The organism is Acrocarpospora pleiomorpha (assembly GCF_009687885.1).
Taxonomy (GTDB): domain Bacteria; phylum Actinomycetota; class Actinomycetes; order Streptosporangiales; family Streptosporangiaceae; genus Acrocarpospora; species Acrocarpospora pleiomorpha.
Genome location: NZ_BLAF01000021.1, coordinates 1 through 20,589, shown reverse-complemented (window position 1 = coordinate 20,589; position 20,589 = coordinate 1). Strand labels below are relative to the sequence as shown.

Here is a 20,589-nt window from a genome sequence, read left to right as displayed (position 1 = left end):
TTCCGCCATGACCGCTCCCACCCCCCTCCCGGACCGTTCCCGGGCCGTCCTCGCGGTGCTCGTGCTCGCGGCTTTCGCTTACAACGGTCTGGAAACCGTGCTCGCCCCGGCCGTGCCGTTGATCCAGAAAGCGGTCGGCGCGTCGACTCCCGCGATCGCGTGGGTCTTCACCGGTGTCCTTCTCGCGGGCGCGGTGGCGACCCCGGTCGTCGGCAGGCTGGCCGACATCCGGGACAAACGCCGTATTTTGCTCTGGGTGCTCGCCATCGTCGGCGTGGGCACGATCGTGGCCGCACTGGCGAAATCGGTGCTGGTGCTCGCCATCGGCCAACTGCTGCAAGGCGCCGGGCTCGGACTGATCCCCCTGTCGGTCGGGATCATCCGCGACACGCAATCGCCGAACCGAATGAAGGCGGGCAGCGGCATGCTCATCGGTGCCTCCGCGCTGGCGACGGCGGTCGGGCTGCTGATCGCCGGGTCGATCGTCGCGCGCATGCCGTACACCTGGCTGTTCTGGTTCCCGCTGATGCTGATCGGCCTGGCGTTCGTCGCGGCGTGGTTCGTCGTGCCCTCCTGCCCGCCACGGGAGTCCGGCCGGCTCGACTGGCCCGGTGCGGTGCTGCTCGGGCTGGGGCTCACCGGCCTGCTGGTGGCCATCACCGAGAGTTCGTCGTGGGGCTGGACGTCCGGGAGGTTCCTCGGTCTGGTGGCCGCGTCGCTTGTGGTGCTCGGCGTGTTCGCCGTCGTCGAAGTACGCACCGAAACGCCGCTGGTGGATCTTCGCATGCTGGGGACCCGGTCGGTGTTGCTGGTGTGCGTGGTCTCGTTCGTGGTCGGGTTCGGCAGCTTCACCATCTTCGTGCTGGTGCCTATGCTGGTCCAGTTGCCGGTCAGCACCGGGTACGGGCTGGGCGGGTCGGCGACGCTGACCGGCCTGTCCCTGGTGCCGCTCGGGCTCGTCGGCACCCTGGTCGCGCCGCTGACCGGACGTCTGGAACGCGCGATCGGCGCTCGCGCGGTGATGGCGCTGGGTGCGGCGCTGCTGACCGCCGCGAACCTCGCCCTGCTCGGCGCCTCCCAGGCGTGGGTACTGTTCCTCGCGACGGCGTTGGCCGGGGCGGGCATCGGCCTGGCGCTCACCCAGTCGATGAACATCGTCCTGACCACCGTCCCGGGCGAGCGCACCGCGAGCGTCAGCGGCATGACTTTCGTGATCAAGGCCGTCGGTGGAGCGCTGGGCGCTCAGGTCGGCGCCGGGATGCTCGCCGCGGGAGGGGCAGCCGTGCCGGCATGGAGCGACTTCCGTACCGCTTTCGTGGTCGGTGCCGCCGTGGTCGTCGTGGCCGTGCTGTTGAGCTTTGCCCTACCGGCCAGGATCGAGACCACGGCACAGGATGAAATGGCCCTTGCCTGATGAGGAGGATGATTGTGAAACCCGCGATGCTGAACGAGGTTCTCCGGGACGCCTGCCCCCAGCAGGCGGTCGCCGCCGCCTGCGTGCTCGAGGACGGTCACGCGACCGAGGCGGTGGCCGGCCCCGCCGGCCCCACCCCGACGTTCGCCTTCGGCTCGGTGACCAAGGTGCTCACCGCCACGATGGTCGCGCAACTCGTGGCGGCCGGATCGGTCTCGTTCGACGATCCCGTTGTGGCGCACGTGCCCGAGGCCGCCGCCTTGGGCCCGCACGCGAATGAGGTCACGATCCGGATGCTGCTGTGCCACTCCGGCGGCCTGGCGGATGTGTGGCAGCGTTACGGCGGCTTCGACGAACTGCTGGCGGCGGTCGGGAAGGCGGGCGTGACCGGCGCGCCTGGCGAGACACATTCCTATGCGAACTCCGGTTACGTCGTGCTCGGCCGGCTGATCGAGCGCGTGAGCGGTTCGTCGTGGGAAAAGCAGTTGACAGACCGGATCCTCGGACCGGTCGGGGCGACCGGAGTGACCACCGAGCCTGCCCCGTCGTTCGTCCCCGAGCTGATTTCCGACGGCCACGGCGGGCTGCGGCCGGGAGAGATGTGGCCCCGTGTCGGGAAGCTGTACGAGGCCGCCGGCTCGACTTTGCACGGCACCGCCCGCGACGCCGCCCTGCTCGCGTTCGCGTGCGCTACGGGCCGCACCGCCGACGGGCGGGAGTTGCTTCCCGCCGAACTCGCCGCCGAGATGTGTGCCTCCCAGATCACCTTGCCCGGACGGTCTTTGCGCGTGTCCGGCTGGGGCCTGGGCTGGTCGCTGCCGCGCATGGGGCGGCAAGCGGTGGCGCACATCGGCGGCACATCCGTGCTGGCGTTCGCCGAGCCCGGCAACGACCGCGCCGTCGCGGTGGTGACCAACTACCCGCAGGGCGAACGGGCCGGCCGCGCGGTCGTGCACGCCATGCTCGGCACGCCCGAGCCGGCGCCGCCTGCCGGGCCTGGCCCCAGTGATCCCGAGCGGTACGCCGGGCGGTACATCTCGCCCAACTTCGCAATCGATATCCGGGTCGAGGAGGGCACGCTGTTCACTTCGAATCCGCTGGGCGGGCCCGAAGTAGCCCTGCGCCACCAGGAGGGGGACGCGTTCTGGGTCGATTTCGACGAGATCCAGACCGAGCTCTCCTTCTTCGACATGGCCGGCCGGACGCCTCGCCGGTTGCATGCCGCCCTGCGGGTGCTGCACCGGGAAGCGGAGGCGGAATGATCCGGCTGCACCACGAGGCCGTCGTCGCCGACGCCCACAACGATCTGCTGATGCTGGTCGTGCGGCGCCCGCGATCGGTGTGGGCGTCGTACTTCCGCGAACGCTGGTACCCGCAGCTGCGCGAGGGTGGCGTCGACGTGCAGGTGCTTCCCGTGTACATCGACCACGAATTCCGGCCGGAGGGCGCCCTGCGGGAATCGCTGCGGATGATCGAGGCGGCGCATCGGATCGCCGAGGGAAACGCCGACGTCGTCGCCTTGTGCCGCACCGGCGCGGAGATCGATGCCGCACTGACCTCGGGCCGCATCGCGCTGGTGCTCGCCCTCGAAGGATGCCCGCAGATCGACGACGACATCGAACTGCTCCAGACCTTGGCACGCCTCGGTGTGCGGATCGTGTCCTTCACCCATTACGGCCGCACCATGCTCGCGGACGGATCCGCGGAGGACGCCACCGGCGGCCGGCTCACCAAGGCCGGGGTCGACGCGGTCGCCCTGCTCGATCAGCTGGGTGTGCTGATCGACGTCTCGCACGTGGGACGCGCCAGCGTCGAGCACATCCTGGAGCTGGCGACCAGGCCGGTCGTCGCGACGCACTCGTGCGCCTACGCCGTGTACCGGCACCACCGCAACCTCACCGATGACCAGCTGCGCGGGATCGCCGCCACCGGCGGCGTGATCGGGGTGAACTTCTTCGCCGGATTCCTCACCCACGAGAAACCCAGGATCGAGCACCTGGTCGAGCACATCGCGCACATCGTGGACGTCGCCGGGGAAGACCACGTCGGGCTCGGCAGCGACTTCATCGCCGAAGTGTTCGAGGAGAAGGTTCCCACGTGCGACCGGCCACTGATTCTCGAAGGCACCAACACAGAGATCCTGGTACCCGGTCTCGAAGGGCCCGCCGGCCTGCCGCTGGTCACCGACGCCCTGCTCCACCACGGCTTTTCCGAGCCGGTGATCCGCAAGATCCTCGGCGCCAATTTCGTCCGCGTTCTCCAAGGGACATCATGCAAGATTCCACAGTAGACACGGCTTTCGACCACGAGCGGGTCGTGCTGCACCACGGCAGACGCTCCGGCCTTCCGGTCATCGCGGCGGTGCACTCGACAACGCTTGGCAACGCCGTCGGTGGCGCGCGCCTGTGGACCTACCCCCACTGGCGCGACGGTCTCACCGACGCCCTGCGGCTGTCGGCGGCCATGTCCCTGAAGAACGCGGCCGCCGGTCTGGCGCACGGCGGCGGAAAGGCCGTCATCGCGCTGCCCCCGGGCACCGTGCTGTCGGCCGAGCGCCGTGAAGCGGTATTGCGGGACCTCGGTGACCTCGTCGACAGCCTCGGCGGAGCGTTCATCGTCGGTGAGGACGTCGGGATGCACGCCGAGGACATGCTCATCGTCCGCGAACAGACGCCATGGGCGGACTGCCTGCCGACAAGCGTCGGCGGGATAGGAGAACCGGCGGAGCCGACCTCGGTCGGGGTGTACGCCGCGATCGAAGCCACCGCACGCCAGGTGTTCGGGACGGCCGACCTCAACGGCCGCCGCGCCTGCGTGGTCGGGCTCGGGCAGGTGGGGCAGCGGCTGGCCCGGCGGCTCGCCGCCGCCGGGGCCAAGCTCACCGTCTCCGACATCGACCCGGCCAGGCAGGCGATCGCTGGCGAGCTCGGCGCCGACTGGACCGAGCCCGGTCAAGCCCTGTTCACCGAGACCGATCTCCTCGTTCCCGCGGCCCTCGGCGGGATCCTCACCCCGGACACCGTGCCCCGGTTGCGGTGCGCGGCGATCGTCGGGCCGGCCAACAACCAGCTCTCCGACGACGCGGTGGCCGATACCCTGGCCGAGCGGGGAGTTCTCTGGGCACCCGACTTCATCGTCAACGCGGGCGGTGTCATCTACGGCGTCGAGGTGTCTCTGGACGGGATCTCCCCCGAGGCGGCGCTGTCCGACGTGCGGCGGATCGGCGACCGGCTCGCCTCGGTGTTCACCCGCGCCGAACGAGACGGGGTGACGCCACTGGCGACGGCGCTGGCGGACGCGATCGCACGCCTCACCGACCCCACAGGAAATGGCGCACACGCCTTTCCTCCCTAGCCACCGTTTCGACCCTCGGGTCAACGGTGCTTTCGTCCGCGCCGGCAAACGGGACCGCAGCGGCTGGATGCACCCTGACCATCACGGAGCTGGGCGAAGCGCGCATGGGTCCTGGCGGCGGTATGAACAATCGCACTTGCGAGGTGTCCTTCGGCTGCGGATCTTGGAAGCGGATGAGCGGTTCACCTCCGTCGCCGGCCATCGCCGCTCTCCCGCCGCTGCGGACGCGGCTGTGACGGAAACCCCGCCCGGTCGTTGCCGGGCCGGGTTCCGTCGTCCCTTCGTGCCTTTGCGTCAGCCGCGGTAGAGCGGATTGCCCACCTCGACCTCGTTGATCTGCTCACCGGTGAGTACGTCGAACGCGCGCACCACTGTCCGGTCCGGGTAGACGGCCATGGTCAGTGCGCTCGGCGACTCGGGTCGGTCGGTCACCGAGTCCTCGTCCCACGGGTTATCCGGGCTCGGGCCGAACTCCATCGCCAGCGCCCCGGTGTTGATCGCGGTGAAGCCGTCCGGGTCACCACCGGTGGTGCGCACCCGCGCCGACCAGTCCCGGAGGTACGGCGACCAGTGGCTGTGCCCGCCCAGATAGATGACGTTGGGATAGCGGCCGATGATCTGTTCAAGCTGCTCGTCCCGCGGGCCGTTGCCGTAGAAGTCGCCGTATGTGCCGGAGACCGACCAGGCGAACGGGTAGTGCCCCATCACCACGACCTGCTTGCGCTGGGCCGACCAGTACGCCAGCCGCTGGGCCAGGAACGCCACCTGCGCGTCGCTGATGTCCTGCTGCTGCGGGTCGGTACCCGTGCCCTCCGCGCCGAGGACAATGATCGGCACCCCGCCCACGACCTTCTCGTAGTACGGCTTCGAGATCTTCGCGCCCCACTTGTTGGCGAACGCGACGAAGTTGTCGACCTGCTGCTTGCGGGTCAGCACCGTGCTACGCACGTCGTGGTTGCCGATCGCGGGTAGCAAGGGCGGCAGGTGCTTCTGAGCGGCGAAGATCGAGCTGACCTCGTTGTACTCCTGGATCTGCTGTTCCTGGTTGTTCTCCTTGGGGCCGCTGATCACGTCGCCGGCGAGCAGCATCGCCCCGGCTTTGGGGGCCTCGCGGTGCAGCAGGTCGAGGGCACCGTCCAGGTACGGCAGACCCTCGCCCTGGACGTCGCTGAACACCTGGAGCGTCGTCGCCCTCGCCTTGCCCGACAGTGGGGTGAGCGGGGTGCGGACCACCACGTCGTCGACGGCCCAGTAGAGCTGGGGCCGGTTGCTGGTGTAGCCGAAGCGGAAGACGGCGGTCTTCGCCCGGTTCGGCACCTCGACCTTGACGACCGCCTGGCCGGAGATCACGTCGCCGCCGTCGTTGGCGCTGATCCGGGCAGCCGAGTAGCGCAGGATCTCGGTCTCCGCCCCGCCGTCGAACGACACCGTCACCCGGCCGACGGCCTTGTGCGCCTGCCGGTAGTGCGAAGAGAAGACCAACTCGATCTCGCGCTGTCCGGAAACCGGCACGCCGGGGCTGGTCAGCGTGGTGCTGACCGGGTTGGCCGCGTCGACGGCCGCGCCCTTGGCGGCCGCGATGCCGTTGTCGACGGCCGCTATCACGCCGCGGGACCGGGAGAACTGGTTACGCTGGTCGAGGAAACAGCGCGGGTCGAGCGGAGCGTCCTGCTCCGGGTCGCAGCCGACGCCGGTCGGCTTGGCAGCGGCGAACCACGCGTCGCGCTCGGTGAACCTCCAACCGCGCCACTCGGCGGCCGTGCCGTCGGTCTGGATCGTCCAAGCGGCACTGTTGGTGTCGAAGTCACCGCGCCAGATGGAGTGCTGGCCGGATGTCGCCCGGCCACCGGACTGCGCGGACATGGTCTGTGCGGGGATGGTCTGTGCGGTTGCAGCCTCAACGGCCGGGATCAGGGCCACCAGCGTCATCGTGGCGGCGAGCAGGTAGCGGGTACGGGAGGTGCGAAGCGACACGTTGTTCTCCATGGAGCGGGAACTGATGGCCGCAGCCTGTCGGCGATAACCAGCCTTCGGGTGAACGCTGCGCTCCTGTTCGCCGTCGACGCGATGATGTTCGTTTGACGCCATTAGAAACGTGATATCGGCCAGCTTGGCTGGATGCCCCGAACGGCGGAATAGAGAAACCCCGGCTCACGCTAGGTGAACCGGGGTTCTTCTGGGGTGCGCCGCCAGGGACTCGAACCCCGGACCCGCTGATTAAGAGTCAGCTGCTCTAACCAACTGAGCTAGCGGCGCTTGCGTCCGTAACGATAGCAGTCCCAGGTGGGTGGTCGCACATCGAAAGGGACGCTGGGTGGGGTGGGGGTCAGCTGTTCCAGGCGCCGGTGGAGAACGGGACGGGGGCGCCCTTCTTGCCGACGCCGGGGCCCCACTTGGTGATCTTGTACGTGATGTCGATGTGGCCGGAGCCGCCGTTGTTCTTGACGGTCAGGGTGACCGGGTCGAAGACGCCCTCGGTGAGTTCGGCGAAGGTCTTGGCGTCCAGGTCGAGCATGACGCCGCGCTCGGAGGGTTTGCCCGGGCCGCGGTCGCCGATGAAGAATTTCAGGGTTTTGCCGTTGTAGGTGACGTATCCCTCGGTGCCGAGGGGCCAGCTGGGGCTGGCGGCGAGGCCTCGCTGCATGGGCTTGCCGATGGCGGGCATGCCGGTGTCCCCGGCGCGGCCGGAGGCGTCGTCCCAGAAGTAGGACGCGGTGGTCTTGCCCATGTGCAGGGCCTTGGCGGTCTGCGCGGTGGCTTCGAAGTTCTGGGCCATGCTGGTGGATTTGAAGGCCGTGACGGCGGCGGCGTCGGAGGTCGACATGGCGGAGGCGGCGCCGACGGCGGAGACGGTGATCACGGCGGCGCCGGCGATGGTGGCGATGGCCGCGGTGGCGCGGGTGTCCCGGAGGTGCGCGACGTTTTCCAGCACGCCCGAGATGTTGAGCGGGTCAGCGGTCTTGAGCCGATCGGCGAGCGCGCGCGGATCGGCGTTCTTGACCTTGGCCACGAGCTCGCGCAGATCGGTGTTCTTGACGTTGGCCGCGAACTGGCGCAGGGCAGGGTGCTGGAGCAAATCCGAGATACGGGTCATGAAGATGGGGTCTTTCATGAGACGACAGGGGCGGCCGCGTGCGTCCCGTTCGATCGCGCCTGCGAGGGGCAAGAGCAGGCTGGGGCACGGGCGTGCCTACCGGGCCTCGCATGAGGTTCCCCGGCTCCGGCAGGGCCTGTACGGCTCCGCCGGACTCGGCGCCAAGCGGCTCCCGTAGGAAGGTCACCACTCAGTAACGAACTGGACTCTACCCACCAAGTCATGACAGAGCAAATGAAACACCCCAAAACGCCCTTAAGATCTCCCTTCACATCCCAAGGCCGATGCCGAACCCCTAAATCACCGGAAGAACGTCAACCCCCAGCCCGGAAGAGTAAAGGCGCCGCCAGGTGTTCCGGCGATATAGCTGACTCCAGGCGTTGATAGCCCGATGGGGGCTGGTTTGCCGTGGCATGACCCGTTGGGTGGTGAACTGGACGTAATGATCGACCAGGAGCCGCAGATGGAGACCCTCCTGCAGGGCGCGACGAGACTGTTCGCCGCGCTCGGGTACGACGCGACTACCCTCAGGCAGATCTCCGACGCCCTCGGGATCGACCCGGTCAGGGTCGGTTTCACGGGGAGCAAGCGCGACCTCTATCTCGCGGTCATCGAGCGCGCGTACCGGATCGAGACCGAGGCCATGAGTCCCGCCATCACCGGTGTCGTGGTCGCCGACGCGACCCAGGCGGCGGACGCGATCCACACCATAGTGGACAGGTATCTGGACTTCTGTGTCGAGCACCCCGAATTCCCGGCCCTGTGGATCCACCGCTGGCTCTACGACGCGGCCGACCTCACCGGTCTGGAGCGCCAGTTCTCCCAGCCTCTGATCACCATGGCCACCCGGGTCCTCGAACAGGCGGTGACCGACGGGTACGTCGGCTCCGGCGTCGACATGGAGTACTGCGTGTGGACGCTCGTGTGGTGCGTGCACGGGTTCGTGCAGGGTGGCGTCCTGGATCGTGAGGGGGAGCGGGTCGGGCCCGATTCGGCGGAGGAACTGGCCCGGTTCCGCGCGCACCTGCATCAGCTGACCCAGCGCGTACTCTCCCTGCCTGAGGATGCCACTCCATGAAACGACATTGCGTCGTGGAGTGATGGCGCTCTGTTTCAGTTGTGTGACATTCCGGTACACAGCCGCGCTACATAGGCGAGAAATAGAATTCGCTTCGTCTAATGACAAATTTAGCATTTCGCCTATAGCATCGCCCTTCGTGGCTGAAGCTGATCTTCCTGGCCGGGCCGTCGGCCGATGGTCCGTTCTTCGCCATGCGCGACGGCGATCCCGCGTCCACCGCCGATCGTGACGATTCGCGGGCGCTCCAGAAACATCAACACTTCCCCCCATATTCCTGGAGTTATGGATGTCCCTCACACAGCCAAGACCGAGTGCGGTATCCGCCGCGCTGGCCGAGGACCGGCTCGGTGTGCCGTCGGTCGTGTTCTTCGTCGTCTCGGCGGCGGCGCCGCTGATGGTCGTGGCCGGTTCGGTTCCGACGGCGTACACCGTGACGGGCGTCATCGGCGTGCCGCTGGCGTTCCTGCTGTTGGGCGGGATCTTCGCGCTCTTCGCGGTCGGGTACGTGACGATGGCCAGGCACGTGGTGAACGCGGGGGCTTTCTACGCGTACGCCGCACAGGGGCTTGGCCGCACGGCGGGTGTGGCGACCGCCTGGGTGGCCCTGCTCGCCTACAACGCCCTGCAATTGGGGCTCTACGGGATCATCGGGTTAGCCGCCGAGCCGCTGCTCGTCGACTGGTTCGGCGGTTCGCCGGCGTGGTGGGTGATCGCGCTGGTGACCTGGGCGCTGACCGGCCTGCTCGGGGTGCTGCGGGTGGACGTCAACGGCAAGATCCTCTCGGTGCTGCTGATCAGCGAGATCGCCGTCGTCCTCGTGTTCGACATCGGCAACCTGCTCAACGCCGCGCCTGGCGGGGTCAGCTTCGAGGGGTTCTCCCCGGGCGCGCTGATCGTTCCCGGGGTCGGCGCCGCGCTGGCCACCGTGGTCGCCGGGTTCGCCGGGATCGAGTCGTCGGTGGTGTTCGCCGAGGAGTCCAAGGATCGTAACCGGACGGTGCCCCTCGCCACCTACGCGGGCATCGCGATCATCGCGGTGCTCTACGCGTTCTCCGCCTGGGCGCTGACCGTGCCCACCGGGGTGGACGGGATCGTCGCGGCGTCGACCGAGCAGGGCACTGAACTGATCTTCAACCAGGCCGCCACTCACCTGGGTTCCCCCATCGCCACCCTCGGCTCGGTGCTGTTCGTGACCAGCAGCATCGCCTGCATGATCGCCTTCCACAACACCACGGCCCGCTACATCTTCGCGCTGGGCCGGGAGAACGTGCTGCCGTCCGTCTTCGGGCGCACCTCGGCCCGGACGAGCGCGCCGGTGGCCGGGTCGCTGCTGCAGACGGCGCTCGGGCTCATCGTGATCGCCATCTACGCGGTGCTCGGTCTCGACCCGCTCACCAAGCTGTTCTTCACCTTCGGCGCGTTCGGCGGTCTCGGCCTGCTGACGCTGCTCACGGTCACCTCGATCGCGGTGATCGCGTTCTTCGCGCGGCGCCCCGCGGAGGAGACGACGTGGCGGACGAAGATCGCTCCGGCGCTGGCGGCGATGGCGCTGTGCACGATCATCGGGCTGACCCTGGTCAACTTCGACACGGTCCTCGGTGTCGCGCCCGACGAGCCGATCCGCTGGGTGCTGCCCGGCATCTTCGTGGTCGCGATCATCTTCGGGGTCGTCTGGGCGCGCGTGCTCAAGGCCACCAAGCCGGACGTGTACGCCAACATCGGCCTTGGCGCCCGGGCCGTCACCGGAGCCTCGAAGTGACCGCCGAGATCACCCGGATGACCGACGCGGCCGTGGTCGGCGGGGTCATCGCCGACACCTTCCGCATGGACGCGATCTCGACCTGGCTCATCCCGCCGGTGGCGGATCGCCCGCCGATCCAGCGGGCTTTCTTCACCATGTACGCCGCGCACGCCCTCGATCACGGCGATGTGTACGGCATCCACGAGTCGGGCGAACTCGCCGGAGTCGCGGTGTGGTTCACTGCGCCGTATCCCGAAATTCCCGGACATGATGAGGCGGTGGCCTCGTTCGCCGGGGAGCACGCCGGGCGGTTCGGCATCCTCGGAGAGCAGATGGAGAAGCTCCATCCCCACGAGCCGCACCATTACCTGGCCTTCATCGCGCTGGTGAAGGGGCGGATGGGTCGCGGTCTGGGCAGCCAGCTGCTGCGCGAGCACCACCAGCGACTGGACGCCGAAGGCCTGCCCGCCTACCTGGAGGCCAGCAGCGAGAACAGCCGCCGACTCTATCTGCGGCATGGTTACGTGGACATGCCGGAACTGCTCCGCCTGCCCGACGGCCCGGTCATGTACCCGATGTGGCGCGCACCGAGCGCCTGAACAGCACAACGGGCATCCGTCAACGAGGCCGGGTGCCCTCTCTACTGTTCGTCGAGCCGGAATACGAAACCGGCGAGGGTATTAAGCACGCCGTAATCCGCGGAATGGATGCGCGATAAAACCCAGCCGCATCACGTTGTCGCGTAGCCGCTGTGCAGAACCGCGGATATTCCGCCGTGAGATCGTGATAATTCTCACTGCTTGACCGGTGAAACTCTGAGGTCCTGTCGGGATTGCGAATGACGAGCACAGATAAGCGCGGGGTGGGCCGGGGGCCCGCGCCGGGGCCCCCGGCCCGGCTGGTCAGAACCGGTAGGGGTTGGAGCCGAGTGCGGCCATGAGATACCAACTCGTGGCCCCGACATGCTGGTTCTGGAAGTAGCCGAACCCGAACCCGGTGTCGAACGCGCTGGACGCGGCGACGACGCCGGAGCGTGCGGGCAACGTCGTGCCGGTCCACGTGCCGCCTTCGCCGGGATTGGAGAGGCGTCCGCCGTTCGGATCGCTGGTCAGGCCGACGGTCTGCCCCGCGCCCAGAGCGGCCTGCCCGGACGCGATCTGCCCGAGGTAACCCCGCGCCTTCCCCCGATCGCCCCGCGCCACCAGCGCCGCCGCGAGATGCGCGGTGCCCTCGAACCAGACGGCGTCCCGATTGTTGTTCCCTGTCCCGTTCGGCACCGGCCCGGTCAGCGTCTTCGACACATCGCTGAACGTCACCCCGGACACCGAATACCCCGCGGGCAGCTGCGAGTTCTCCGACACACCCCCACGATCGGTGGTCGCCAGCGCGTCCGCCGTCCAGTCCACCGCCCGCCCCCGATCTCCCCGCGCCAGATAGGCCCAGGTCTGTACGTCCTCCGGAACCGGACTGGGATTGATCTCATTGGGATCGTCCGCCGGATTAGCCCCCTTCGTCCCCGTCCAGTAGAACCGCCCCTGCGGATTCCACATCGCGTCCAGGAAGTCCCCCGCCACCCGCGCCCTGGCCTTCCACACCCGATCCCCGGTGAACTTGGCCAGCCCGCGGAACAGCGCGTACACATCGATGTTGTGCTCGCTGGAACACCACCGCTGCTTGGTCGTCCCATCTCCCTGCACCCCACCCAGATACCCCCCATACCTGTACGGCGAGACGCTGTTGCCCACAATCCACTCCCCAAGCGTCACCGCCCCATCCAGGTACTTCCGCTCCCGAGTCCGCTCATACAGCCGCGCCAGCGCCAGCGCAGTCCAGGCCACGTCCCCGACCGCCGACCCACCGAACCCGAACGGCCACAGGAAGGCCGCCTTCCCGTCCGCCCGCTGAACCCCGGGAAACTCCGGCCCACCCCCGTAGAACAACATCGGCCCGGCCGCGTACGCCTGCCGTACCCGCCCGTCGGTGAACGTCTCGTCGTTGTCCTGAATCCACAGGAACGTATCCCCGATGATCTTCGCCCGCCGCACGTTCTCCCTGCTCGGCCGGCTCAGATAGGCGATGACGGCCAGCGCGTTGTCGTACACGAACGCCGTGGTCATCAACCCCGACTCGTTGTTGTAGCTCTGCGCCAGCCGCAGCCCGGATCCCTGCTGGTACCCGTCGAGAACGGCGTTCAGATACCCGAAGGCCCGATCGACGGACCCACCCAGACGATGATCGACGAGGTCGCCGGAGGAGGCGGACGCCGTACCGGACAGGACGAAGGGCACCACCGCCGAGGTGGCCGAGGCGGCGACGAAGTTGCGGCGAGATAAGAAAGGAGAAGACACTGGGCGGCTCCACGTGCGCGGGTCTGGAAGTGGTTCAGGAAGCCCCGAGAGAGCGCTCTCTCGGTCTCGTCATTGAAGCGCCCGCGAGCCCTCACCGCAATACCCGCGAAGCGATCGTGACATTCCGTGCAACATCCGTCACTCTCCGAACCCTGAACTTTTCATCGGATTTATCGGACAGATGACCACTTTAAGCAGCCCAGGCGCAGGTGGGACGTTTGAGATTCGCCGCCGTGAGGAAACATGCTGTACATCCAGACGAAACGATCGGATGTTGGGAGCGCTCCCAAGGTTCGTAATCAGTTTCGTCAAGGAGAAACACACATGGGACCCCACAAGAGTTCCTGGCGAAGAGCCCTCACGGCTGTAGCGGTAACGCTACTCGCCGGAGTCGGGCTCGTCGCCAGTCCGACTGCCGCGAACGCCGCGGTGGCCTGTCAGGTCACTTACACGAAGACGTGGGAAGGCGGCAACGGCTTCGGCGCCCAGGTCCGGCTCCAGAACCTCGGCGACCCGGTCTCCAACTGGCGGATCACCTACACCGCCGCCGCCGGCCAGTCGCTCCAGAACGGCTGGGAAGGCACCTGGTCCCAGTCCGGCTCGAACATCACCATCGACGCCCCGTCGTACGCCCCGAACCTGGCCGCCAACGCGGTCGTGCAGCCCGGCGCCAACTTCACCTTCACCTCGAGCAGCACCAACCCGACCGCGTTCTCGCTGAACGGCACCCCGTGCACCGGCTCGAACCCCCAGCCGACCCAGTCGCTGGTGGTCACCCCGACCAGCGTGAGCGTGCCCGAGGGTGGCACCGCCACCTACTCGGTGCGCCTGAACGCCCAGCCGACCAGCAACGTGACGGTGACCAGCACCGCCGCGTCCGGCGGTGACACGAACCTGACCGTGTCCGGTGGCGCTTCGCTGACCTTCACCAGCGCCAACTGGGCGACGCCGCAGAACGTGACCGTGGCCGCGGCCGAGGACGCCGACACGACCAACGGCACCCGGACCATCACCGTGGCTTCGGCCGGCCTGACGTCGGTTTCGGTCACCGCGACCGAGGCGGACAACGACACGGCCCAGACGCAGTCGCTCGTGGTCACCCCGACCAGCGTGAGCGTGCCCGAGGGCGGCACGGCGACCTACTCGGTGCGGCTGGCCATCGCGCCTTCGGCCAACGTGACGGTGACCAACACCGCCGCGTCCGGCGGTGACGCCAACCTGACCGTCTCGGGTGGCGCTTCGCTGACGTTCACCCCCGCTAACTTCGCCACCCCGCAGAACGTGACCATCGCGGCGGCCGAGGACACCGACACCACGAACGGCACCCGGACGATCAACGTGGCCTCCTCCGGGCTGACCACGGTTCCGGTCACCGCGACCGAGGCGGACAACGACACGACCGGGACGCAGTCGCTCGTGGTCACCCCGACCAGCGTGGGCGTTCCTGAGGGCGGCACGGCGACCTACTCGGTGCGGCTGGCCATCGCGCCTTCGGCCAACGTGACGGTGACCAACACCGCCGCGTCCGGTGGCGACGCGAACCTGACCGTCTCGGGTGGCGCTTCGCTGACGTTCACCCCCGCCAACTTCGCCACCCCGCAGAACGTGACCATCGCGGCGGCCGAGGACACCGACCAGACCAACGGCACCCGGACCATCACCGTGGCTTCGTCCGGCCTCACGTCGGTTTCGGTCACCGCGACCGAGGTCGACAACGACACGACCCCCGGCACGTACGAGCCGCACCAGGACAACCCGTTCGCCGGCGCCACCGGCTACGTGAACCCGGACTGGTCGGCCCAGGCCGCCTCCGAGCCCGGCGGCTCCGCGGTCGCCAACGTGTCCACCGGCGTCTGGCTGGACCGGATCGCGGCGATCACCTCCGGCTCGGCCGGCAGCAACAGCAAGGGCCTCAGGGACCACCTGGACCTGGCCCTGCAGCAGGACGCGGCCAACGGCGCCACCAAGACGATCATCCAGATCGTCATCTACAACCTGCCCAACCGCGACTGCTCGGCGCTCGCCTCCAACGGTGAGCTGCTGATCGCGCAGAACGGCCTCAACCGCTACAAGACCGAGTACATCGACGTCATCGCCGCCATCATGGCGGACCCGAAGTACGCTCCGCTCCGCATCGCGGCGATCATCGAGATCGACTCGCTGCCCAACCTGATCACCAACACCAACGTGGCCAAGTGCCAGGAGGCGCAGCAGACCGGCGCCTACGTCCAGGGTGTGGCCTACGCCCTCGGCAAGCTGCACGCGATCCCGAACGTCTACAACTACGTCGACGCCGGGCACCACGGCTGGCTGGGCTGGGACACCAACTTCGGCCCGTCCTCGCAGCTGTTCTCCTCCACCGCCAACAGCGCCACCGGCGGCCGGGCCACGGTTGACGGCTTCATCACCAACACCGCCAACTACTCCGCGCTGACCGAGCCGTACTTCACGGTCGGCGGCTCGGTGAACGGCCAGCAGATCCGCCAGTCGAGCTGGGTGGACTGGAACTTCTACATCGACGAGCTCAGCTTCGCGCAGGCGTTCCGGCAGCGGCTGATCCAGGACGGCTTCTCGTCCAACATCGGCATGCTGATCGACACCTCCCGCAACGGCTGGGGCGGTTCGGCGCGGCCGACCGGTCCGAGCACCTCGACGGACCTGAACACCTTCGTCAACCAGTCCCGCATCGACCGGCGCATCCACGCCGGTAACTGGTGCAACCAGAGCGGCGCGGGTCTGGGCGAGCGGCCGCGGGCGAACCCCGCCACCGGTATCGACGCCTACGTGTGGATCAAGCCTCCGGGCGAGTCGGACGGTTCCAGCTCCGCCATCCCGAACGACGAGGGCAAGGGCTTCGACCGGATGTGCGACCCGACCTACGGCGGCAACGAGCGCAACGGCAACAGCGCCACCGGTGCGCTGGCCAACTCGCCGCTGTCCGGGCACTGGTTCTCGGCCCAGTTCCGCCAGCTGCTGCAGAACGCGTACCCGCCCCTTTAAGGGACGCGCTGTAGCCGATTGATCGTCGTGGTCCTGCCGCGGTTGGGGGTCCTCCTCGGCAGGACCACGACTCATACCTGAGAGGTTCCCTCTGCCGCGAGTCCATCTGGTAACACGGGCTCGCGGCAGCGGAGCAAGAGCATCGCGGCGTCGTCCTTGGGGGTCCCGTCGATGTGCGCGATCAGATCACGCCGCAGCGCTTCCAGCGCCGCCTCCGGATCCTCGTCCTTCAGCAGGGAGACCCGGTCGGCCAGCGGATAGAAGGCGCCCCACTGATCCCGGGCCTCCACCACACCGTCGGTGTAGAGCAGGATCTGGTCGCCGGGCTCGAACCGCACGCCGTACGGAACCGGACCTTCAGGACCGAGAGCGGCCAGGCCGAGCGGTGGCACGTGGTCTCCCGGCTCGGCCCACTCGATCTCCCCGCTGGCGCGGATCACCAGCGGCGCCGGATGGCCGTAGTTGAGCAGGGTCATGGTGGTCTCTTCAGGGTTGGCCTCGGCCAGTACCGCGGTGACGAACTCCTCGCCGGACAGGCGCCGGTTGAGCGCCTTCTCCAGCCGGGCGCTGACGCCCTGGAGATCCGTCTCGTCGTGCGCCGCCTCCCGGAAGGCGCCCAGCACCAGCGCGGCGGTCTCCACCGCCTCCAGGCCCTTGCCCTGCACGTCGCCGACGATCACGCGCACCCCGGCGGGCGCGGTGACCACCTCGTACAGGTCGCCGCCGATGTGCGCCGCGGCCATCGCGGAGGTGTAGGAGACCGCCATCCGCATGTGCGCGGCCCGGCGCGGCACCGGCCGCAGCAGCACCCGCTGCGCGACCTCGGCCACCGACCGCACGCTGGCCAGCTCCTTCTCCCTACGCCGCCGCCCGACCGTGGCCAGCGCGCTGGCCGCCGTCACCCCCGCGATGGATCCGGCCGTGACATAGGCGCGGCTCACCTCCAGCGAGTTGTACGCCGAGAGCGCCACCGCCAGCACCAGCGCCGTTAACCCCACGATCAGCGTGCGCCGGACCCCGCCGGTGAGGCTGGCGAACGCGGGCCCCACCGCGAGCAGGGGCAGGAAGCCCTTCTCCGGACCGGTGACCGCCTCCACCACGGTGACGATCAGCATCATGACGTAGGGCAGCACGCTGAGAGCCAGCGCCGTGCGAGCCCCCGCCGCCCGGCGCCGACCCCGGCGCGGGCTGAACAGCCCGGCGAGGTGAAGCGGCATCCGGAGAATCCCCTTCAATCGCATGTCATCTGCGCTTGCGACCATACTTCACGATCCAGCCTGAGATGCGAAGTCCCGATAACCCTCTGCACCCGCAAAACACAACGCACAACGCCCGTGCCCCAGAAGAGCACGGGCGTTGAGTCCACCTGCTAGACGATTGAGCCGGACCAAACGTTGGCAGCCGATTTGTAAACGCCGTATGTCTCGCCGTCGAAATAGGGCGAGACCGAGGTGTCGATGCGCTTGTTTCCGTCCCGGTCGGCCACCGCGATGGTGACCCCGTTCAGGTAACCGAGGCGGCGGGCGTTCTTGTAACCCGCCAGCCAGGCGGAGCCGAGCGCGCCCTGCCCGGTGAAGGAGGACTTGATGCCGACCAGTTCCTCGGCCTTGATCTCCGCCGAGGCCGCCGCGAAGGTCTTGCCGTACGACCATTTGAGGGTGTTACCGGAGAAGGCGTGGTTGCCGTCCGGGTGGGAGCCGCTCGGGTAACCGAAGATGAAGTGCGCCTTGCCGATCTTCTGGTTGTAGGCCAGGCCCTGGCCGCCCACGCGGTCACCCAGGCGGCCGACGTCCTCCAGGCCGCGGATGATGTAGTGGTCCTTGTAGTAGACCTCGGGGGTGGAGGTCTTCACCCACTTCTTGATGAACCACTCACGCTTGAAGTACTGCCCCGGGTCGACCTTCTTGAGCTCGCCCTTGAAGGCGTTGTCGGCCTTGAGCTCGTTGTAGGTCTTCTCGTCGATCGGGTACCAGGTGCCGCTGTCCGGGCCGCACCAGCTCGGGCACTTCTCGCCGTTCTTGAGCGCGTTCGTGCCGGCGGGGGCGGCGTTGTAGGCGGCCAGAGCGACCGACTCGGTGGTCAGCTTCACCCCGTCCACGCCTTCGGTGTAGTACTTCTCCGCCTCGGCCTGGGTGAAGCTGGCCTTCGGCGGGTCCACGGGAGAGGTCACCGGGGACAGCGTCTTCTTCCAGTACGGGCCGCCGTCGGTGTACTTCTCCTCGAACTCGGCCTTGGTGACCTCCTCGGAGAGGATCTTCTTGGCGCCCTTCCACGCGTCGTACGCCTTCTTGTCGACCTCTTTGTCGCCGGTGAGCTGGACGCCGTTGTAGACCGTGACGAAGGCGTAGTCGCGGTCGCCGTCCTCGTACACGTCGAAGTCGTAGTGGGTGTAAGCGGTCTTGCCCACGTAGATGCCCCACGGCGTCTTGCCCTGGTAGTAACCCGGCACGAAGACCCAGTGGTCGAGGGTGAGCTTGTTGCTGACCGTGTCGTAGACACAGCGCCCGGCGGTGGCCACCACGTTGCGGTACTTGGACTGCACCGAGGTGCCCGAGCACCAGTGCGGCTTGCCGTCGGCGCCCATGAAGAACACCTTGCCGGTGGTCCTGGGCAGGTTCACGTTCTTGGTCGTGCTGCTGGACTTCTTCTCGTCGCCGATCGCGGGCACGGTTCCCGGCTTGCTGGAGGCAGCCGGGCCGCCCGTCGAGACATGCTTGGCCGCCACCGTGGTCTCCACGTTGTACGGCGTCGCGTCCTGAAGCTGCGCCTTGTCCCAGAAATAGGCGATGGCCTGCGCCTCGCTGGAACCGGCCAGAACTTCCTTCTCGATGTACGTCGGGTCCGCGTACGCGGGGACGGCGACCAGCGCGGCGGCCAGCAGGCCGGAGGCGGCACCGAGGGTGAGGGTGCGGTTCACTGGCTGGATCCCCCTTGCTCTGGCGTGGAACGTCACATGCGCCCCATCCGTCAGTAAATGGATTGTCAGGGACCCTACCGGTGGCGTTTCCGCAAGTCAGGGGAATCCCGGGAATCTGTGATCCAGATCACATTTTTCTGTGGAACCGGATGGCGGGTAGTCGCCGTCTAATCTGCTCCGATCGCGGAATGCAGTGTTTCAGCTACTTTCATGTACCTGGGGGAGTGTCACACGTTAGCGCCGCCGACGGGGTGGTCTTGGCTGACCTGGGGCTTTGGGGGGTCTGACAGGGCTGGTGGAGATTGTCGGGGCAATTGACAGGTAACAATCGCGTAGCGAGGAATTCACATACCCGATCAGGGTGCCGTACTTTAGAGATGGGAGCGCTCCCATGCCAAGGAGGCTTACGTGACTCTCCCCTTCGCCACAGTGGCGCTGGACCCGGGCCCGACCAGGACGGCGGAGTGCCTGCTCCCCGCCGTCGGTTCGAGCGTGCGCGGCGCCCGCGCGCTGGTCCGCCGCGAACTCGTGCGCTGGGGCACCGACGGCCTCGTGGACGACTGCACAGTAATCGTCAGCGAGCTGGTCACCAACGTCATCCGCCACGCCGGCACCGCGTTCGCCCTCCGGCTGTGCAGCAACGGCATCTGGGTGTACGGCGAGATCTTCGACACCGGCGACGGCGTTCCTTGCCAGCGTGACCCCACCCCCGACTCCACCGACGGCCGCGGCCTCCTGATCGTCGGCTCTCTCTCCGACGACTGGGGCGTGGTCCAGTCCCTACGCGGCGGCAAAATCGTATGGTTCATCCTGGGCACCGGCTTCGCCACCCGCCCGATGGCCCCCCGCCCGCACGCCGCCGTCGGCTGTTAATGACCCCACGCTGCCGTCGGCTGTTAATGACCCCACGCCCACACGCTGCCGTCGGCTGCTAAGAGGTCGGGCCGCGTTTCTGACTAATACGAAACGCCGCCAGCACCTCTTCGGCGATCTCCTCAGGCGGCCTGGTCGCGTCCGCCGTCAGATCGGCCACCTCCTGAAAGAACGGCAGCCGCCGCTCACGCTGCTCGGTCAGCATGCGCTCCAGATCAGGCAGGAAATGCGGCCGATGCGCCGACGACTTCATCCGTTCAGCCAGCAGAGCGGGCGCCCCATCCAGAAACACCACAAACGCACTCCCCAGCGCCCTGCGCGCCCCCACGTCCTCCACCGTGCTGGCCGCCGCCCCGATCACCTCAGCCGGCCGCCGCTCCAACGCCTCCCGCAACACCTCAGCCTCACGCTCATGCAACACCTCGGCACCAACCGCGGCCGCCATCCCCGCCGCCGTCATCCCATACCGATCTTCCAAATCGGCATCACTATCCCGAACGACCCGCCCAAGCGCCTCGGCAACCAGCCGCCCAACCGTGCTCTTCCCGGCCCCCATCAACCCGACGACCACGATCGGAATCTCACGCATAGTGGCCCATTGTGCCCACTGCCGTGGCACGTGGAAACCACGGCGACAACGGGGGCGGGCGGAGCCTGCGAGAGATCTGTCCTTGTTTCGGGCGTCCACGGGGATGATGGGGTGGGGCGGAGCCTGCGAGAGGTCTGTCCTTGTTTCGGGCGTCCACGGGGATGGTGGGGTGGGGTGG

General features: G+C 68.0%; 16 protein-coding genes and 1 tRNA gene. 10 read left to right on the top strand and 7 right to left on the bottom strand.

The window, feature by feature from the left end:
- The first annotated feature begins 7 nt into the window (after positions 1-7).
- The 4 genes from Aple_RS19795 to Aple_RS19780 are packed head-to-tail and all read left to right on the top strand — an operon-like array spanning position 8 to position 4,768.
- Positions 8-1,414: an MFS transporter gene (locus Aple_RS19795; protein ID WP_155346122.1), complete on the top strand. Its 1,407-nt coding sequence runs from the start codon at positions 8-10 to the stop codon at positions 1,412-1,414.
- A gap of 14 nt (positions 1,415-1,428) precedes the next feature.
- Positions 1,429-2,676 carry a serine hydrolase domain-containing protein gene (locus tag Aple_RS19790; RefSeq protein WP_170321570.1) on the top strand — a complete coding sequence of 416 codons (1,248 nt, stop codon included), beginning with the start codon at positions 1,429-1,431 and terminating at the stop codon, positions 2,674-2,676.
- Positions 2,673-3,704, top strand: a complete 1,032-nt coding sequence (locus Aple_RS19785) for a dipeptidase (protein WP_155346120.1) — start codon at positions 2,673-2,675, stop codon at positions 3,702-3,704. Before Aple_RS19790 ends, Aple_RS19785 begins: the two co-directional genes overlap by 4 nt.
- Positions 3,686-4,768, top strand: coding sequence for a Glu/Leu/Phe/Val dehydrogenase family protein (locus Aple_RS19780; RefSeq protein ID WP_155346119.1), 1,083 nt, complete (start codon positions 3,686-3,688; stop codon positions 4,766-4,768). The genes Aple_RS19785 and Aple_RS19780 overlap by 19 nt, the downstream gene beginning before the upstream one ends.
- Before the next feature lie 294 nt (positions 4,769-5,062).
- On the opposite strand, the gene Aple_RS19775 is transcribed toward Aple_RS19780, so the two are convergent.
- The 3 genes from Aple_RS19775 to Aple_RS19765 all read right to left on the bottom strand — a co-directional run bounded on the left by Aple_RS19775 (position 5,063) and on the right by Aple_RS19765 (position 7,862).
- Positions 5,063-6,742: a metallophosphoesterase family protein gene (locus Aple_RS19775; RefSeq protein ID WP_170321569.1), complete on the bottom strand. Its 1,680-nt coding sequence runs from the start codon at positions 6,740-6,742 to the stop codon at positions 5,063-5,065.
- A gap of 208 nt (positions 6,743-6,950) precedes the next feature.
- Positions 6,951-7,024, bottom strand: a tRNA-Lys gene (locus tag Aple_RS19770).
- Between the two features lie 70 nt (positions 7,025-7,094).
- The gene (locus tag Aple_RS19765) at positions 7,095-7,862 is read right to left on the bottom strand and encodes a hypothetical protein (protein ID WP_246264663.1); all 768 of its coding nucleotides are present in this window, start codon (positions 7,860-7,862) and stop codon (positions 7,095-7,097) included.
- A 16-nt stretch (positions 7,863-7,878) separates the two neighbouring features.
- Here Aple_RS19765 and Aple_RS19760 point away from each other — a divergent pair, with 16 nt between their 5' ends.
- The 4 genes from Aple_RS19760 (at position 7,879) to Aple_RS19745 (ending at position 11,283) form a co-directional block, all read left to right on the top strand.
- On the top strand, positions 7,879-8,040 hold the full coding sequence (locus Aple_RS19760) for a hypothetical protein (protein ID WP_155346117.1): 162 nt from the start codon (positions 7,879-7,881) through the stop codon (positions 8,038-8,040).
- A gap of 264 nt (positions 8,041-8,304) precedes the next feature.
- Entirely contained in the window at positions 8,305-8,940 is a 636-nt protein-coding gene (locus Aple_RS19755; protein WP_155346116.1) for a TetR/AcrR family transcriptional regulator, read from the top strand.
- Positions 8,941-9,229: 289 nt separating this feature from the next.
- Positions 9,230-10,702 carry an APC family permease gene (locus Aple_RS19750; protein WP_155346115.1) on the top strand — a complete coding sequence of 491 codons (1,473 nt, stop codon included), beginning with the start codon at positions 9,230-9,232 and terminating at the stop codon, positions 10,700-10,702.
- Positions 10,699-11,283, top strand: coding sequence for a GNAT family N-acetyltransferase (locus Aple_RS19745; protein ID WP_155346114.1), 585 nt, complete (start codon positions 10,699-10,701; stop codon positions 11,281-11,283). The genes Aple_RS19750 and Aple_RS19745 overlap by 4 nt, the downstream gene beginning before the upstream one ends.
- 303 nt (positions 11,284-11,586) lie before the next feature.
- Here Aple_RS19745 and Aple_RS19740 read toward each other — a convergent pair whose 3' ends face one another.
- Positions 11,587-13,032 carry a hypothetical protein gene (locus tag Aple_RS19740; protein ID WP_155346113.1) on the bottom strand — a complete coding sequence of 482 codons (1,446 nt, stop codon included), beginning with the start codon at positions 13,030-13,032 and terminating at the stop codon, positions 11,587-11,589.
- Positions 13,033-13,356: 324 nt separating this feature from the next.
- Between Aple_RS19740 and Aple_RS56315 the strand changes: the two genes are divergently transcribed.
- On the top strand, positions 13,357-16,032 hold the full coding sequence (locus Aple_RS56315; protein ID WP_170321568.1) for a glycoside hydrolase family 6 protein: 2,676 nt from the start codon (positions 13,357-13,359) through the stop codon (positions 16,030-16,032).
- A 71-nt stretch (positions 16,033-16,103) separates the two neighbouring features.
- On the opposite strand, the gene Aple_RS19730 is transcribed toward Aple_RS56315, so the two are convergent.
- Together Aple_RS19730 and Aple_RS19725 are read right to left on the bottom strand one after the other, a co-directional pair.
- On the bottom strand, positions 16,104-17,249 hold the full coding sequence (locus Aple_RS19730) for a PP2C family protein-serine/threonine phosphatase (RefSeq protein WP_218038418.1): 1,146 nt from the start codon (positions 17,247-17,249) through the stop codon (positions 16,104-16,106).
- A 152-nt stretch (positions 17,250-17,401) separates the two neighbouring features.
- Positions 17,402-18,949: a trypsin-like serine peptidase gene (locus Aple_RS19725; RefSeq protein ID WP_246264628.1), complete on the bottom strand. Its 1,548-nt coding sequence runs from the start codon at positions 18,947-18,949 to the stop codon at positions 17,402-17,404.
- A gap of 408 nt (positions 18,950-19,357) precedes the next feature.
- Between Aple_RS19725 and Aple_RS19720 the strand changes: the two genes are divergently transcribed.
- Complete coding sequence (locus Aple_RS19720; protein WP_155346111.1) at positions 19,358-19,822, top strand: ATP-binding protein; 465 nt, start codon at positions 19,358-19,360, stop codon at positions 19,820-19,822.
- A gap of 58 nt (positions 19,823-19,880) precedes the next feature.
- Here Aple_RS19720 and Aple_RS19715 read toward each other — a convergent pair whose 3' ends face one another.
- Complete coding sequence (locus Aple_RS19715) at positions 19,881-20,411, bottom strand: shikimate kinase (RefSeq protein ID WP_155346110.1); 531 nt, start codon at positions 20,409-20,411, stop codon at positions 19,881-19,883.
- Positions 20,412-20,589 lie beyond the last annotated feature (178 nt).